Raw genomic sequence first — 17,390 nt, forward strand, 5'->3', positions numbered from 1 at the left:
CCCTAACAGGGGCGGCGAGGCCAGTGCGATCCACGTTGGCAGAAGGGGTATTGATACTGTCGAACGAAAGCTTGCCTTCCGGGTCAGGCGCGTAGTGACCTTTGTCTGTACTGAGTTGATACAGCCCACCGCTGGGAAGCGTCAGCGAAATACCGTTAAACTCGACAGCGAGATCTTTACCGGTATGGTCGCGACCACTCGGCGGCGGAATAACACCGGGGTTGGCCCCATTGTTAATCGTCGCCCCACTGCCACTAATAGTTTTCGCCGTAAGACTGGAGGCATATTGGTTGGTGGTGTGTTCTTTGACCTCCGGCCCCCAACCGGTACCCCACAAATTGCCTTTGTAGGTACGGTAGCGCCACTCACCGCTGGATGTCGTCCGTTCGATCAGGCGTTGTGCATTACCCCAACCATCCTGGTTCAGGGTGACACCCGAAAGGTTAATCTCACCTTGCGCACTCACTTTGCTCCAGAAGTTTTCCAGCGCGCCCACCTGTGGGGTCAGGTTCCCCCCCGCTAACAGTTGTGCCTCAGGGCTGATTTGATCAATGCCGTTATAGGCGTAAGTCGACGTATAATCAGTGCCGGTATAATCGCTATTCATTGAGCCGCCATGAGGTGGTTCAGCATAGCGCCCGCCAGGAATATCTGGGTTTTCCGCCGTCCAGTAGCCCGTCCCACTCACTGTACCTGCCGCCACGAAATTGCTATTGGCGGTTAAGATATGACGGCGATTAGTCAGCTTGCTGGCGTAAACCAGCAGATCTTTGCCTGATTCAATCAGGCCTGAAATATTGAGAATCTGAGCCGCCGGCTGGTAATTCCCACCATTATCTTGCCCGCCCGCCAGAATGACCTTGCCCATACCTAAAAGGGTGGTGGTCGGGGCGCTGTCTGTGTGGGTGACGGTATCACTGTTCTCAATCACCGGTGCCAGCAAGGTTAATGTGCCATTTTCATCCGTGGCGCCGATAAGGGCTTTAGGGCCGGAGTTGGTGATGCGATCTCGCGCTTTAAGTGTGGCTTCAGCCCCAATAATGCTGCCGCTATTGAACAAGGTGGTGGAGTCGGTGCTGAGTTTTCGGCCTGCCAACAACTGCCCACCATTGGTTAAGGCACCCTGAGTGGTAAAGGTTAAATCTCGTCCAGCCTGGAGGGTAGAGCCTGCCAGATTGTTGAAATCACTCAGTAAACCAATAGTCAGATCCTGACTGGCACTGACTTTACCTGCGCTGCCATCAAACTGGCCAAGATTCAACGAGATATTATTCGCCGCCAGTGCGCCGCCTTGGTTATTGAGTTTTTGAGCTGCATTTGCGCCCGCAGTAATGGTCAGCGAGCCAAGAGAGATGATGTTGGCGCGCTGTGTGCTGACATCACCACTGTTGGCAATAATATTCACCTCGCGGGCTTGCGTGTGGCTATCGGCAAGACTCACCCGACTACCGGTTAATGTCATGGCCCCCGCTGCGAGGGTCTGACCTTGTGCGATCAAATCCTGATGGGTGCTTACCGCCAGGTTGCCCGTATCAGTCAGGCGACCATCACTCTGTATCCCAGCGCCCAACAAGCTGGTGCTGTTGCTATCAAGACGCTGTGCCTGCACTGCCACGTCGCCTTTAGAGAGCAGGGTGCCAGCACGGTTGTCCAGATAACCAGCCAGATTGAGATTGAAATCCGTGATGCCGGTTTGTGCGATGACACCGCCTAAGTTAGAGAGTGATTGTGCGGTGAGAGTTATCTGATCAGCAATCAGGCTGGCTTTATCAGCACGTAGCAGAGTGGTTGTCCCAGCCGACAGCTGCGTCGCGGCTTTAACCACGGCCTCAGTTAAGGTGATATCGCCCGATTTGGCCGCCAGTGTTATGGCATTAGCCTGAGTCTGACTACCGGTTAAATCAAGTTGGCTACCTGACAGCGCTAATGTACCCGTAGCGATATTCTGCCCTTGAGCAATCAAGGTGTGCTCTGTGGTGATAGTCAAATCACTGCTGTTGGCTCGGCTACCATCTGCTGTCAAACCCGCAGCTATCATGGAGGGGTTGCTACTGAGTAAGTCGCTGGCTTTCAGTTGGAAGTCGCCAAGTGCGGCAATGGAACCACTGTTAGCGACACTCCCGCCAGACTGCCACTGTAGTGCACCTTGGGTATAAACGGAGCCGGAGTTAGCCGCATTGCCATGGACTGTTAACTCGCTGTTCCCCGCACCAAAGAGGCTGCCACTGTTATCCAGATTACCTTTGGTCAACAGGTGTAAATTGCCCTTGGCAGCATACAGGCTGCCCTTATTGGTTAGGTCACCGGTGACGGATAGCGCCATTTGGTCACCCGCGCTATACAGGGTGCCACTATTGTTGAGATAGCCCTCAGTGGATAACTGCATATCCCCGCGAGTTTGTATCACACCGCTGTTAGCCAGATTGCCCGCAGAGGCTAAAGTCAATTGTTGTTCGGTGTAAATCTCGCCCCGATTTTCGGCATTTCCGTTAATCGTAAATTGCCCAACACCGGCGGCATACAGAGTCCCGCTGTTAAACAGACTATCGGTGTTCAATGACAAATCCCGACCGGCCAGTAGGGCGCTGTTGTTATCAGCATTGGTGTTGCTGATACTGAGCGCCGTCAGCTGCATATCCCGTCCGGCTTCCAGTTTGTACTGATTAGTCAGTGTGCCGCTGGTGGTAAAGGCCAAATCACTCCCCGCCGTGAGCCGTGCGCCAGCCTGGTGAGTGAAATCACTTTGCAGGCGTATCCACATATCGGTCGCTGCGGCAATTTCCCCTTTGCTGCTATCAAGTTTGGCGAGATTGAGCTGGATATTATCAGCATGCAATTTACCGCCACGGTTATTCAGGGTTTGTTTCGAGTTTGCTGCGGCGGTGATCGCAAGGATTCCGGGAGTGAGCACCGTCGCGTCTTGCGTAGAAATATCGCCATCGTGGGCTGTTACAGTGATATTGCCAGCCTGAGTCTGGCTACCGGTGAGGTCAACACGGCTGCCAGATAACGTCATGGCACCCGCAGCCACATTTTGCCCTTGAGCAATCAATGCCTGACGCGTAGCGATATTCAGTTCACCACTCTGAGCCAGCTTGCCATCGCTCTGCACTCCGGCACCGAGCAAACTGTTGCCATTGCTATTCAGCGTTTCGGCTTGTAACGAGAGTTTGCCACCAGAGAGGATTTTGCCATCACGGTTATCAATATTACCCGGCAGATTCAGATTGAAATCTGTGGTTCCCGTTTGTGCTATCACGCCGCCAACATTGGAGAGCGTTTGCGCATCGAGTGTGACTTGTCCGGCAACCAGATTGGCCTTGTCGGTACGTAGTTGCGAAGCTGTTGAGGCAGAAAGATTCTGGCTGGCGGATAACCTGGCTCCGCTGAGATCAATTGGCCCGCCTTGTGAGGTCAATGTGATATCACGGCTCTGGGTTTGACTGCCGCTGAGATCGATACTGTGCGCGTTGAGATTCTGCGCCGTACCACTGACATTTTTCCCTTGGGCGATTAGCTGCCCGTTGGCTTCAATGCTAAGAGTGCCGCTGGTAATGTCGCTGTTGTCCGACTTAATCCCTGCCCCTAACATAGAATTACGGCTGCTGTTCACCTCAGCCGCGCGCAGAGTAGTATCCCCCGCAGCGGCAATGGTGCCACTGTTACTGAGCTTACCCGCCGTAGTGAGTTGGGTATCACCACTGGCGTAGAGCACACCTGAGTTATCAATATTGGCGGAAGACGTCACCGCCAGTTGTCTCGCACTATTGATCTGGCCGCTGTTGAGCAGCATACCGTCAGCCGTGATCGTAATATCGCCCGCTGAAGCGCCTATCTCGCCCGCGTTACGCACACCGACACCGCTTTCAGTCCCAATCAGGCGAATTTTACCCGCATACATGCCGCCCAAACTCGCAACATCCACCGCCACTGTCGGGTGCGGGCTGCCATCGGCGGCTTTGGCATTTATATTCTGATGTGCGGCATCAATCTGATTGCGCCCAGCGGTGACTTTTAGGTCGTTGGCCCAGATACCGGCATTCACTTTAACGGAACGGGCGATCAGATCAGTATGATCTTGGTTGCTGCTGTCCAGACCTTTGCCCTGAATAACAATTTCGCCCCGATCTACATCGTAGCCGGTGAGCTGACCATTATTGAGCTGCGCCTGACCGGTCGTTAAGGTCGCGCGGTTGGCGTTAATAAAGCCACAACCATCACAGGTAATGCCTGATGGATTGGCAATCACCACCTGCGCCTTGCGCCCGGCCACTTCGATATAGCCATTGAGCTTGCTCGGGTCACGGCTGTTGACTTCGTTAAGGATAATACTGGCCTCACCGTGTGCCAGCGCTGGGTTGCCGTTGACAAACCCACCGAGTTGGGTCTGGTTGACGCCGTGACCGTTATTGAGGATCACGCCACGATTATCAACATCTAACTGGCTGTAAACGTTGCGTGACACACCGTCGCTGCTCGGTGTCTGGATATTAACCTGCGGTGTCCCGTTGGCGCTGTTGATAATAGTTGGCTGCTGATTTCCCGGCGCACTGCCGTCGGCGACAATATCAGCCTGAGCGGATAACGAAACACAGCCCAAGGCCAGCAATAAACTAAAACTCAGCGACGATAAGGCACTGATACGGTGGTTTTGCGTATGCCCAAGACCTGTCGACGGCGATGATGCGGCCCGACCCGAGGCGGCAATATCAGCTACCACCATCAACATGCCACGCGCTTTGTTGAAAACGATACGGTACAGGTTCTTATTCATAACTCATCCCAGAGTAAAGCGTTAATCGGCGCATCAGTATTGCCAGTTCAGGTTAAAGCCCAGAGTCACCGAGTCGGTTTTGAATCCGTCGGGTTTAGAGAGTGGTTTGCCCGCAAACAGGTCGTAGCGGGTATTCAGAATATTGCCGCGCACACCGATGGCTCCACCCGCCAAATGCTGGCCCAGCAGATAAGAAGCACTGCGTCCCCCAACCTCGCCATAGTCAACGCCGACATACAGTTCATGCCCCGGTAGCGGGGTGTACCAGCCGAGATCATTGCGCACTGTCCAGCCACGATCAGCATTCAGCGTGCGCTCGCCATCAAACCCGCGTACCGACCAGCGGCCACCAATAGAGAACTGATCCTGTGGCGTCAGCGGCGTGTTAGTGCTTTGACGTTGGTATTGCAGGTTGTAGTGGAGTTTTTGCGTCAAGACGGCAAAAGGAATATCCAGTTGTGCATTTAAGCGCAGAATTTTACTCAGGGCGGTGCCTTCCCCGACATACTCTTCCTGTGCGGGCATCGCACCAAACCAGCGAGTACCGCGCTGATAACTGATACCGGCATCCAGTGTGGCCTGCGAAATAAAGTGGCGATGTTCCAGCCCAACACGCCAGGCGGAGGTGCGACGGCGCTGCACTTCCACTTCGGTATCATTGATGTAGTTTTTCGACGAGCGGGTCAGCACATTGTAGGTAAAAGTAGTTTTCTGGTTGGCATTACGGTGCAGCAGGCGGCTGAGTTGCAGTGTCACATTCTCACTTTCACCCCGATAGCTGTAGTCGCCATTCAGGCCTGCCACCGTCTGATGATAGTCATAGCTGCTGGCGCTAATACCTGCGGTCCAGTAACCGAACGGCAGCGAGTAATGACCGGTCAGGTTATTGGTGCCTTTGTCGCCGCGATTTTTTATTGAACCGCCAGCCGAGACATAAAACAGGTCACTCAGGGATAAAGGGTTATCCAGAAACAGTGTTGCGCCACCTTGATAGCGGCCGGTGCTGCGGGTGCCAGAGTCATCCAGTGAGGCCGCCAATCGCCACATTTTACTCTGTTTCCAGTTTAGGGCGATGTCAGTCTCACCGGGTGCGGAGCCGGGGATCAACTCCATACTGGCTTGCACGCTGGGGACGCGCTGTAGGTTCTCCAGCCCTTGTTCGATATCACGCAAATCCAACAAGTTACCGGGGCGGGCGGGGAAAGCACTGAATAGCGTGACATGGCGGTCACTGTCGGGAGTCAGAGTCACCTGACGTATTTTGCCGGGTATCACGTGTAATACCAATGTGCCGCGGTTCAAATCTTGCTGCGGAGCCAAAATACGGGTGGTGACATAGCCATGGTCGATCAGGCGGTTTTGCAATTGGCTCATCAACAGATTAATACCCTGTCCGCCCAAACACTGGCCTTGCGCCTGATTGGCGATGCGTTGCAGAGGCAACCAGCGGGGTAAAGGTTCGGTGCCGCTGAGGATAATATGGTCAATAACAAAGCAGGGTTTCTCAACCGGAAAGGTAATCCGGCCCATAGAGGTCGCAGGTGCCGATAAGCGCACATCGGGTGCCGCCGGCGCCAGACGTTCTTCCAGTGCCCGTTGCCGTTCCTGCTGATGAATACTTTGTTGAACGGGGGCTAATTCCGCACAATTACTTGCAAATGGAATAGCTACCGCTAGCAGCAATATGCCAGCTATTAATTTTAAATAATAGGAACGCAGCACAGAAAACATCCTTATTTGCCCTACTAGAGCAGATAAACGGCTGAATAAAATAATTCAGCGCATTATGCCTACGAGAAGTTATTTTCAATACATATTTTATAATATAAAAGACATCCAATAATTAGCTTATAAAACCCATATAAAATATCGTACAAACGGAAAGTTATTGTAGTAAGTGTCTCATTAAATTAAATACCAATAGTAGTTTGTTGTTCGTGAAGGCGAAATAGGTAGTCAGTTAAATTTATAATAATCTCAATAACATGACTTAAGTCAATATTCTCTGATAAAGCCGCAGGAGTAACATAAACTAATCCTGCAATTCCAAAGCAAAAATCTAACGAGTTATTATTTTCATTGTAAGTAAGGTTGGAAAGGACCCATTGTTCCATCAACATAAAATCCATAATTGACTGCCGATAGCAGACTCACCTTTCATATAAGGTTTCACTTTATATGTAACACCAGAGGATGGGCAGAGAAACTGAGGCCATATTTAATGGCTTAATTGTCTGAAGGCAAAATAGTTTATTGGGAGGATAATCCTCATCACACAGGCAACGCGTGCAATCAATCATGGTACTTGCGGCAGAGAATGGTATTCAGATTTATGGTGACATTGCGATAACTATGGGTAATGCCTATCTGATTAATGAGAATAACGCGGAAGTGATGGTCGATAAGACGTTTGTCTTCCGTCGTTGCCAAGATGGGCTGTTACATCTGTGCGTTCATAAATCAGCGTTATCCTACACTCCTGCGGTTAAATAAGATGCTGTGATATTAAGGCTTTGCTCGGATAAGATGTTTGCAAGCCGAAAGGCCTTTAATCAAACATTAGCCTGCTATAGCTAATTTCACAAAAGCAACAAGGAAGGAAATCATGGATTTGGCCTGATCCCCAATCTTATCTCCCCAGACAAGATAGTCGAACATTTTGGAGATTTAGCCCCATTAGCGTAAGCCATTTTCTCGTGGGGCTGGCATAAAAAATGGCTATCTCCACGAGAGTGAATGGCAGTTGTGGGCTGATACTGTTAAATGGATCGTGCCGATTTAATTCCTGACTGTTGTTAATGCAATAAAACGTTTAAAAATAGCCCCAAGGAGTGGTAACTGGGGCTACCATTTAATACAATTTCTGCGGCGGCCCGGCAAAGATCAGCGGCCCAACGCTTTTCATATCGACTTCTACTACCGATGGCCCAGGGTAGTTAATCGCCTCCGCCAGCACACCGCTGAACTGCGCAGCATCACTCACTTTCCAGGCTTTCAACCCCATAGCTTCGGCAACCAGACTGAATGCAGGTGTATGCAATTCGTTATAGTACTGACGCCCGTCAAAATACTTGTCCTGAATGCCGCGCATTACGCCATAGCCCCCGTCGTTCATGATAAGCAGCGTGATATTGGCCTGCTCTTGCGCCATGGTTGCCAGCTCACCTAATCCTAATGCCAAACCACCGTCGCCGACCAATCCCACCACTTTACGCTGCGGATTGGCAATCGCAGTGCCGATCGCCATCGGCAATCCCATACCTATAGCGCCGGCCAGAGAGTGAATATTACACAATGGCGAGAAGGCTCGGAACAAACGGCTACCCCACAAACTGCCAGATACGGTGATATCACGCACCAGTAATCCATCCGGTGGCAGTGCCGCCGCAATAGCATCGTTAAGCTTGGCATATTCACCAGATTGCTGACGCAATGCCACTTCAGCCTGCTGAACTGCACCAGCAATCTCAGCATCCCATTCAGCATTTACTTTCTCACCGACCGTCAGACGTGCTGCCAACGCGCCCAGTAAAGCGGCACAATCGCCATTAACTTGTTCGTCTGCCAGATAATTACGGTTGGCCGCCGCCGGATCGATATCAATCTGCACCATTGGGCGCGGTAGCTGCAGCATCCAGGTACGAGTTTCATTGCTGCGCAGACGCGAACCCGCCACCAGCGTCAAGTCACACTGCTCCAGAATCCTCTCAATACTTGGCGAATTGTGGAAAGCCCGCAGGCTACGCGGGTGGCTGTCTGGCAGGATCCCACGCCCATGAGTGCTGGAGATAACCAGCACTCCGGCATCCGCTAACTGTTTCACCGCGTCGCAGCAGGCCAGCGCGCCACCGCCGACCCATAACAGCGGGCGTTTGGCGTGCTTCAAATGTTGATAAAGGCGCTCAACAACCCGTTCATCCGCAGTGGGCAGTGCTGGCGGTAATATGGCTTGCCCTACAATACTGGCAGGAACCAGGCTGTTTTGAATATCTATCGGGATTTCTACCGCCACCGGGCCGCAGGGTACAGTCTGAGCATCCAGAATGGCACGCTGGATCACCGCAACCGCCTGTTCTGGAGAATTAACCCGGTAAGCCCGCTTCGAGCAGGCACGCAGAAAACCCAGTTGATCTTTGGTTTCATGGATAAACCCGGCATCGGCATCCAAATAGTTTTTTTCTACTTGCCCGGTAATGTGCAACAGTGGCGTATTGGCATTCATTGCTTCAATCATGGCGCCTACCGCATTGCCTGCACCGGCTCCGGTACTGGTCAAAGCAACGCCCAGACCGGAAAAGCGCCCATGAGCATCGGCCATGGTAACGGCCCCGGCCTCACCACGAGCCGGTACAAAACGGATCGTACCGCGTTGCCCGACAGCATCGGCAATCGGCAGATTATGGATAGAGATGATACCGTACATTACGGCCACCTCGTATTGTTCCAGAGTTCGGGCTATCGCCTCACCAACCGTGATTTTTTTGCTCATTATCTGCCTTCTTATTATTGTCTCTGTAGGGGATCGGCCACAACGTTAGTTAATCGCTCCAGCGGTTAGGCTGATTGTTAAGGGATAAATACAAACTCTTTTGCTGCATATAGGCCTGAATACCATGTAGCCCCTTTTCGCGCCCCAGACCACTTTGTTTATATCCGCCGAATGGCGTAGAAATCGAGAATGTCTTATAGGTGTTAATCCACAGGGTGCCGACTTCCAACAGCCCTGCCAGCGCCATTGCTCGAGGGAAATCGCGAGTCCAGATACCGGCGGCTAGCCCATAAACTGAGTCATTGGCTTGTGCTATCAGCTGTTCCTCATCATCAAACGGCATTGCCACCAGCACTGGGCCAAAAATCTCTTCCTGACAGGTGCGGGCACGGTTGCACAGCCCCTCAATAATGGTCGGCAAGTAGTAGCTGCCCGCTGCCAATCGTGGATCGGCAGGCACTTCGCCACCAATCAGTATCCGACCACCTTCCTGCTGTGCCAGCGCCACATAGTCCGCGACACTCTGCCGGTGTTTATCGTTAATCAGCGGGCCCAGATGGATACCCGGCTGTAGCGGATTACCAATACGCAGCCCTGCGGTCAGTTCACATAGCCGAACCAACAATGGCTGGTACAACGAACGGTGCACAAACAGCCGTGAACCCGCGATGCAAGCCTGCCCAGCCGAGCTAAAAATACCGTAACAGATACCACGCGCAGCCTGTTCCAAGTCAGCATCTTCCAGCACAATGGTAGGAGACTTGCCACCCAGTTCTAACGACGTGGGGATCAGTTTTTCCGCGGCCACATGCGCTAAATGACGACCGGTTGATGTGCCGCCGGTAAAGGAGATTTTTTTCACCAGCGGATGGCGCGCCAGCGCTTCACCAATCACCGAGCCCTTGCCCGGTAAAACGCTGAGCAACCCAGCGGGCAAACCTGCCTGCTCAAATAACTCGGCCAGTTTCAACGCCATCAGCGGTGTCGCCTCTGCCGGTTTGAGCACCACCGCATTACCCGCGGCCAGTGCCGGGGCCACTTTCTGCATTTCACTGGCAATCGGCGAGTTCCACGGCGTAATTGCCGCAATCACCCCTAGCGGTTGATACTGGCTCAGCGTCATTACTTCGGGGTTGCGCTGAGGAGGAAGCTCTCCTTCCAGCACTTCACAGGCTGCCGCGAAATAACGCGCCGTCGCCGCCGCACTCATCACCAAGCCACGGGTTTCCGCTAACGGCTTACCGTTGTCACGGGTCTGTAGTTGTGCCAAGGATTCAACCTGTTCGGTAATCAAGTCGCTGACGCGGTGCAGAATTTCCGCTCGCTGATGGGGCACTAATCCGCGCCAGGTCGGGGCCCGCCAGGCTTTTTCTGCCGCAGCAACGGCATCATTCACGTCATCGACGTTGGCTGCACGCAAACGAGCATTAACCGTGCCGTCTGCCGGAAAAACCGAACTCATCTCTTCGCCACGCCCTTCGCACCAGCGACCGGCTAGAAAAATCTTTAATGTTTCCATGCTTTGCTCCCACCATTCAGGCAATAGACCCTGAGTCTTTCAAGCCACAGCCTTGTTGGCTGCACTCCTTCACTCCAGTCACTTACCTGCTAAGCTCCTGGGGACTAACAAATTTACCGCCTAGCGACAACTTAAAATCCATTGGATGTGAAACCACCGTCTACCAGACTGCGGCAGACCTGCACCGCGCTCAATGCCGCCAACGTCGAGGTTTTCGGGTTACTCGCCAGCGGGTTACCACACAGCTCGATCTGGAATTCACCAAACTGGCCACAAACCTGCAAACGATGGGTATTACGTTGGGTGTGGGGATCCACCTGCAAACGAACCCGCGTAGCATCCATTCCCAAACCGTGCAGCGCAATGGTCGCCGCCACATTGGCATTGGCAGGAAATAGACGCGCAGCTTCACGGGCAGAACCTTCAAAGAACACTTGGGCTTCGCTCACACTATCCAAGTTGATCAGTTTTTCTGCCAGGCTGCCGCGCCAGCTGGTCGGGCTTTTACTGGATTGATAGGTGACGCTTTCCAACCCACCTTCCCGAGCCGAGGCAAGGCCATCCATCCCCGCTACAGCACCGGATAGCACGATTAACCGCCCTTGATAGCGGGCACAAGCCTGCTGCAAACGCAGTTGCAGTGCGGCATCAGCCAACGCACCGGTGGAGATAACCGCCAACCGCCAGCCACATTTGAGTACCGCCTCACCAAACTCAACCACGGCCTGCTGGCTGGCGCATTCCAACACCAGATCTGGCTGCCCACGACACTGATCAGGATGGGTTAATGCGTGCACGTTCCCAGCAAAGGTTTTTTCGATATCGGCATGATGGTTTTCACGTGCCACAATCCAACCGACCTCCACACCTGCCGGCAAACGTGCCAACACCTCTTTCGCCATCGCGCCATAGCCCATCATCATGATTTTTTTCATCTTATCGGCCTTATCGGGTTACAGATGACGGTTGAAACCACCGGAAACATCCAGCGCGGCCCCGGTAGTAAAGGAGGACATGGGGGATGCCAAGAACATCAACGCTCGTGCCGGTTCTTGCGGTTTACCCAAACGCCCCATCGGAATACCACGCCGCTCGGCGATGGCTGCCGTCCACTGTTCCCAGCTTTGTTGTTTATCTTCGCGTTCGGCGAAACGTCGCCGCCATTGGCCTGATTCCACCATGCCGAGCAGGATGGAATTAACGCGGATTCCTTTACTCACCAGCTCCTTTGACAGCGTGAGTGTCATGTTTAGCAATGCGGCGCGGGCTGCTGACGTGGCAATCATGTGCTCTTCCGGTTGCAACGCCAGCAATGAGTTCACGCAGGTTATCGAGGCAATATCTGAACGCTCCAGCGCCGGCAGAAAAGCCTGCACCGGATTAATCACACCGAATAACTTAAGCTCCGCCTCATGTAACCAGGCTTCACGAGGCGTTTGATCAAAATGAGCGACAAATCCCTGTCCGGCGTTGTTGATCAACAGATCTACCGCACCAAAGTGATTGCAGACCTGCTGGGCAAACTGGGTAACTTGCTCAACATCCAACACGTCGCAACGCAGCGCCAGGATCTCCGCCTGCGGGAACTCCTCACGTAGACTGGCTTCGGCGCTGACGAGTTTGTCTTGATTACGACCACAGAAAGCCACTTTCGCCCCCTCGGCCAATAGCAGGCGCAGCGTTTCAAAACCGATCCCCGAAGATCCTCCGGTGACCACCGCCACCCGGTTCTCAATCTGAAAATTCATGGTTGGATTGTCTCCGTAAAATCCTGCAAATAACGGTTAAAAAGCTCTGGCGCATCAAGATAACTGGCGTGCCCGGCAGCATGAATCAAACGCATCGTCGCATTCTGTCGCTGTGCCAACGTTTCCGCTCCCTGAGGTGTAGTGATGCTATCTTCACTGCCACACCACACCTGCAATGAGCCTTGATAATGCAGCAGATACGGGTTGATATCGTCATTGGCCAGCATCCACGCAGCACTGAGAAAACCGGCTGGATTAAGCCGCTGCATGCCACTGCGTACCCAAGCAATATCCTGCGGATCTGCTCCCTCACGTAACAACGCAGCGGCTCGCTGTTCGCCATAACCTTGCGGGCCCAGCGTTTCAATTATCTGTTTACGCTGGCCATACACTTGTTGACGTTTTTCAGCCGTGGCGCTGGCATAACCCTGTGCGGGATCGGCCAGCACCAAACCAGCTACCTTGTGTGAATTGGCCGCAGCGTAGGCGCTGGCGATCAACGCACCGAGCGAGTGCCCCACAATCAACGGCTGCGCCAGCTGCAGCCGCTCAACTAATGCTGCCAGCGCATTGGCATAATCAGCAGCGCTCGGTTCGGTCTGTGCTAAAGCTGCACTACCGCCATAACCCGGCGCATCCCAAGCAATCAGCCGATGACCGTCAGTCAAGGCGCGATCGCTGTACTGCTTTACCCAGGAAGCCGAACCGGAGCTAATACCATGCAGCAGTATCACTGCCTGGCCGTGGCCCGCCTCACGCCAGCTCAGCGAGTAATTACCACAGTCTGCCTGCTGGCATTCAGGTAAGCCATTCATCAGCTGCGCTTTACTTTGGACAGTGGATGATCGGCCGGGTAAGTCGGTGTCTCCGGCTTCGAAGTACCGAGCATCACGCACATTAAGGCTTCTTCTTCGCCATGGTTAAACAAACCGCGATAAATCCCCGCAGGTACCGAAATCAGGTCACGCTCTTTCAGAATGGTTTCGTAATACTCCTCACCATCCTGGATCATCAACGTGATGTTGCCCTTAAGCATGAAAAATACCTCTTCGACATCATCATGCAGGTGCAAAGGCCCTTCACACTTGGATGGCAGCACCATGGTGGAAAAGGTGAAATGCTCTGCTGGGACGGTATTGGTATCATTGACCACACCGGTCGCACCGGTGCCGATATAACGCATTTGTGCACGACGATATTTCGGGTCGTAATCGGCCTGAAACTTTAGTGCGTTCCAGTCATACTTACGGCCTTCGAACCGAGCAACACGTGATTCAATCCACTTCGCCATTGACTGATCTTGCGGCTTGATGCCGCCTTTATTCTCAACCTGGAACATGTTATCTCTCCTTCGTTGCATCAATACTTCTTCAGTAACGGCAGCAGAATGGCGCAGCCCACAAAGGCCATCACCACCAAGAACAGCAAGCCGTTATCCATATTGCCAGTAGAGGCGATCAACGCCCCCATCAGCACCGGTGCCAGTGCTCCGGCAAAATTACCTAATCCATTAAACACACCGCCAGCGGTGGCACTCACTCGGCTGCTGGTCGCTTTGGCCAGCAGCGCGAAGATATTTGGCGCACCGGCTCCCCACATAAAAGTGCTGAAGGACATCGCGGCGATCACGCTGTAGGTACCTTGCAGATGCAGCACTATGCCCAAACCAATCCCGGCACCGCACAGCGAGATAAAGCAGGCCAATGCACGACGATCCATCTTGTCCGAAAGCCAAGCCCCCACCACTTCACCCAGCAACATGGCAATAAACGGCAGTGACGACAGGTAACCGGCATGTTCCAGATGAATGCCTTTGCCCTCGATGAGGTAGCTGGGTAGCCAGCCGTTCATGCCCCATAGATAGGTAAGAAACGCGATGTTAAACAGGCAAATCATCCAGAAATGTGGAGTACGGAATAGTTCACGACGTAATTGCTTGCGTTCGGCAATCGCCGGTTGTGGATCGGTGCTTTTTAATGGGCGAGCCACGTTCAGATGCCGCATGCCAAACAACACCAATAGCATCACTGGCAAGGTCAGAAATGCCATAAAGAAGAAGGTAGTTTCCCAGTTAAAACGGCTGAGAATAAACAGCGTGACCGGGAAGCCCAACGCCGCCCCGATGGGTGTCCCCAGTAGCCACAGCATAGTGGCACGTGCCTGCAAACGTTGCGGGAAAGCCTGCCGTACAATCGCATATGCCATCGGCAACAGCGGCCCTTCGGCAATACCCAGCAAAATACGCAACGTCATCATGGTGTGATAAGAACGTGTCAGCCCCATCAGCACCATCAGCACTCCCCACACAACCATCATGCCGATCAATACTTTGACCGGATTTAACCTATCGCCAATGCCACTTAACAACATTGAGGAGAAGCCGTAGGAGAACAAAAAGGCACTCATCAGTAAGCCAAGCCGGGTGGGATCAAACCCAATGCCCATAGCTTGTTGAAACCCGGCGTCAGAGAACAATGCCGCGATGCTAATTTTGTCGAAAAATGCCAACAGTACGCAGGCAAACAAGGCGGCGGGCACTGACCAACGCACGCGGGTTGGCGAATTTTCGGCAACAGCATTCCCCACCCGATTGCTCTGGGCGTCAATATCTTGCGTAGTCATAAAACGCTCCCTTAGATCGGGCGTTATTTCAGCGCCATCAGAGAAAACTCCACATCCGCCAGTTGCTGCGGATCCAGTACCCGGCCAGTCGCTAACCAGCGCTTACCCAGCTTGATGGTGCGAGCGTCATTAAACGCCACCATTTGCACCAGTTGCCATTCGCTGTTCAGGGTGAAAAATACCTGCGACTGAGGCGTGCGGCGCACCACATAGTGGACACCACCGGTAGGGACGCCGAGAATTTGGATATTGGCGTCGTATTGATCCGACCATAACCAGGCCACATCATCGTAAGGGGCGGCGGACACATCCAGCATCGCACAGGCAGTGCTGATCGCTTGATTCTGCGCATAGGCCCAAGATTGCAGACACAGGCCGAGCGTAGGATGGCGCGCCACATCGCCAGCGGCAAAAATAGCCGGATGGCTGGTACGTCCTTGCCCATCCACTACTATCCCAGTTTCAACCCGTAATCCCGCGTTGAGCGCCAGTTCCAGATTCAGTTCTATACCGATGCCGACCACCACCAGATCAAAAGGTTGCGCCGCGCTGATGGTGCTGCCAATCCAGGCACTACCTTGGCGATCATCAAAGGTGATGTCACCGCAATCGCAATTCACCGTGACACCTTGCTGTTGATGCAATTCCAGTAATGCCTGGGAAACTTCAGCCCCCACACTGCGCATACACAGTGCTGGCTGGCGTTCAAATACTGTGACGTCGGTCCCCAGTTTACGTGCTGAAGCCGCAATCTCGAGCCCAATCCAGCCGCCCCCGACAATCGCCAGCGTTTTGCACTGCTGCAAGGCCTGCCGCAGGCGCACCGCATCATCCCAAGTACGTAACGTCATCACCCGAGGATATTTCGCCCAACAACCATCCGGCAAACGTGGTCGGCCGCCGGTTGCCAGCAGCAATTGCTCAAACTTCAGCTGACTGCCATCACTGAGCGTCACCATTTGTTGTTGACTATCAATGGATTCGGCGCGCAGCGGGCGATACCAATCGATATTCAATCCGGCTACAATTTCTTCGCTAAACAAGCGACTGAGTGGTGTATTGCCATCCAGCAATGCCGCTTTAGAGAGCGGAGGGCGCTCATAAAAATCGTAGGGTTCGTCGCTTACTACCGTTAGCTTGCCGCTGTAGCCGCGATCGCGTAGCGTTTTTGCCGCCCAGCCACCAGCCTGACCACCACCGATGATGACAACTCCCGCACGGATTAGCTGGCTCATACCGCCCCCGGCTTCTTATTTTGGCGACGAGTATCGTGATCTATCCCGCCTTCCACTGCCCATTCGGTAAACGACACCAGTGAATGTTCCAGCTCACGTGGCTGCCAATTTTCTGTCAGATAATCATCATTGGTGTAGTACTCAAACGCGCCACCGGTTGGGCTATTGACGTACCAGAAATAGGCCGAGGAAATCGGGTGTCGCCCTGGGCCAATAAAGGTGCTCCATTGCTCTTTATTCATCGCGATACCGCCGCCGATCACCTCATGAATATCACGCACGGTGAAGGCGACGTGGTTCAGGCCGCGTGGGCGATTAGGTAACTTCAACAGGAATAGATTGTGGTGACCGCCACGCGCCTGAGTGCGCAGGAATACGGCGCGATCGATATAACGATCTGAAACTTGGAAACCAAGAATATCGCAGTAAAAACGCTCGGTTGCTGCCAGATCGTCGACAAAGAACACCACGTGGCCGATATTGATTGGCTCAGCTTTGGCATAAACTGGGCTAGGTTGATCTATGCGGCGGACATCGCCCCACTGGTTAATCGGTGAAACCGGCAGATCAACCGCCTGCTGGGCGCTAACCCCGAAACGCAGCGTCATACCGTTAGGATCCTGACACTCCAATTCTTCGCCCACTTGGCGGAAAGCGGGCATCTTTGTCAGCAGCGGTTGTAACGCTGCCAGCGCTGCCCAGTTTTCAACTCCCCAAGTCATTCGGCGCAGGGTAGAACCGGCTTCAAACGCCGCTGGCAGCACCTCACTGTTTTGTGGGTATAACACCACGCCAGCGCCACTTAACGTGGTGAATTCACGAGACGGTTCACCCCAATGCTGCAAGGTGGGCTGTAGGCCAAAGTCCTGCATGAACTTTTCGCACGTTGGCAGATCTTCAACGCCAAATTCCAGTTTTTCGATTCCGGTTATGCTCATTATTGTGCCTCACGTTATCGCTGAATACGTTTTTCAGGCATGATCAGACCCCGACCCATGATTGT

The 17,390-nt window shown here is 53.3% G+C and carries 13 protein-coding genes; 1 reads left to right on the forward strand and 12 read right to left on the reverse strand.

Annotation, left to right across the window (positions count from 1 at the left end):
- The 3 genes from YROHD0001_RS06575 to YROHD0001_RS0118095 form a co-directional block, all read right to left on the reverse strand.
- The coding region (locus tag YROHD0001_RS06575) for a two-partner secretion domain-containing protein (protein ID WP_004715290.1) at nucleotides 1–4,774 on the reverse strand (4,774 nt) is incomplete at its 3' end.
- Between the two features lie 33 nt (nucleotides 4,775–4,807).
- On the reverse strand, nucleotides 4,808–6,505 hold the full coding sequence (locus YROHD0001_RS06570; RefSeq protein ID WP_004715291.1) for a ShlB/FhaC/HecB family hemolysin secretion/activation protein: 1,698 nt from the start codon (nucleotides 6,503–6,505) through the stop codon (nucleotides 4,808–4,810).
- 179 nt (nucleotides 6,506–6,684) lie between these two features.
- Nucleotides 6,685–6,888: a hypothetical protein gene (locus tag YROHD0001_RS0118095; RefSeq protein ID WP_128823202.1), complete on the reverse strand. Its 204-nt coding sequence runs from the start codon at nucleotides 6,886–6,888 to the stop codon at nucleotides 6,685–6,687.
- 172 nt (nucleotides 6,889–7,060) lie between these two features.
- Here YROHD0001_RS0118095 and YROHD0001_RS06565 point away from each other — a divergent pair, with 172 nt between their 5' ends.
- Nucleotides 7,061–7,267, forward strand: a complete 207-nt coding sequence (locus YROHD0001_RS06565) for a hypothetical protein (RefSeq protein ID WP_144404256.1) — start codon at nucleotides 7,061–7,063, stop codon at nucleotides 7,265–7,267.
- A 358-nt stretch (nucleotides 7,268–7,625) separates the two neighbouring features.
- Here the strand turns inward: YROHD0001_RS06565 and YROHD0001_RS06560 are convergent, their stop codons facing one another.
- The 9 genes from YROHD0001_RS06560 to YROHD0001_RS06525 form a co-directional block, all read right to left on the reverse strand.
- Complete coding sequence (locus tag YROHD0001_RS06560; RefSeq protein WP_004715293.1) at nucleotides 7,626–9,263, reverse strand: thiamine pyrophosphate-binding protein; 1,638 nt, start codon at nucleotides 9,261–9,263, stop codon at nucleotides 7,626–7,628.
- Between the two features lie 49 nt (nucleotides 9,264–9,312).
- A complete protein-coding gene (locus YROHD0001_RS06555; RefSeq protein ID WP_004715294.1) occupies nucleotides 9,313–10,782 on the reverse strand; it encodes an aldehyde dehydrogenase in 1,470 nt (489 codons plus the stop codon).
- A gap of 131 nt (nucleotides 10,783–10,913) precedes the next feature.
- Nucleotides 10,914–11,717 (reverse strand): aspartate dehydrogenase, encoded by an 804-nt coding sequence (locus tag YROHD0001_RS06550; RefSeq protein WP_004715296.1) that lies wholly within the window; start codon nucleotides 11,715–11,717, stop codon nucleotides 10,914–10,916.
- An 18-nt stretch (nucleotides 11,718–11,735) separates the two neighbouring features.
- On the reverse strand, nucleotides 11,736–12,530 hold the full coding sequence (locus YROHD0001_RS06545) for an SDR family oxidoreductase (RefSeq protein ID WP_032817163.1): 795 nt from the start codon (nucleotides 12,528–12,530) through the stop codon (nucleotides 11,736–11,738).
- The gene (locus tag YROHD0001_RS06540) at nucleotides 12,527–13,345 is read right to left on the reverse strand and encodes an alpha/beta fold hydrolase (RefSeq protein ID WP_004715298.1); all 819 of its coding nucleotides are present in this window, start codon (nucleotides 13,343–13,345) and stop codon (nucleotides 12,527–12,529) included. Before YROHD0001_RS06540 ends, YROHD0001_RS06545 begins: the two co-directional genes overlap by 4 nt.
- Nucleotides 13,345–13,869: a cupin domain-containing protein gene (locus tag YROHD0001_RS0118100; RefSeq protein ID WP_032817165.1), complete on the reverse strand. Its 525-nt coding sequence runs from the start codon at nucleotides 13,867–13,869 to the stop codon at nucleotides 13,345–13,347. Before YROHD0001_RS0118100 ends, YROHD0001_RS06540 begins: the two co-directional genes overlap by 1 nt.
- A gap of 20 nt (nucleotides 13,870–13,889) precedes the next feature.
- A complete protein-coding gene (locus tag YROHD0001_RS06535; RefSeq protein ID WP_004715299.1) occupies nucleotides 13,890–15,152 on the reverse strand; it encodes an MFS transporter in 1,263 nt (420 codons plus the stop codon).
- Between the two features lie 23 nt (nucleotides 15,153–15,175).
- A complete protein-coding gene (locus tag YROHD0001_RS06530; protein ID WP_032817167.1) occupies nucleotides 15,176–16,387 on the reverse strand; it encodes an NAD(P)/FAD-dependent oxidoreductase in 1,212 nt (403 codons plus the stop codon).
- Nucleotides 16,384–17,325, reverse strand: a complete 942-nt coding sequence (locus tag YROHD0001_RS06525) for a VOC family protein (RefSeq protein WP_004715301.1) — start codon at nucleotides 17,323–17,325, stop codon at nucleotides 16,384–16,386. The genes YROHD0001_RS06530 and YROHD0001_RS06525 overlap by 4 nt, the downstream gene beginning before the upstream one ends.
- Between the last annotated feature and the right edge of the window lie 65 nt (nucleotides 17,326–17,390).

Source organism: Yersinia rohdei ATCC 43380 (assembly GCF_000173775.1).
In the GTDB taxonomy this organism is placed as follows: domain Bacteria; phylum Pseudomonadota; class Gammaproteobacteria; order Enterobacterales; family Enterobacteriaceae; genus Yersinia; species Yersinia rohdei.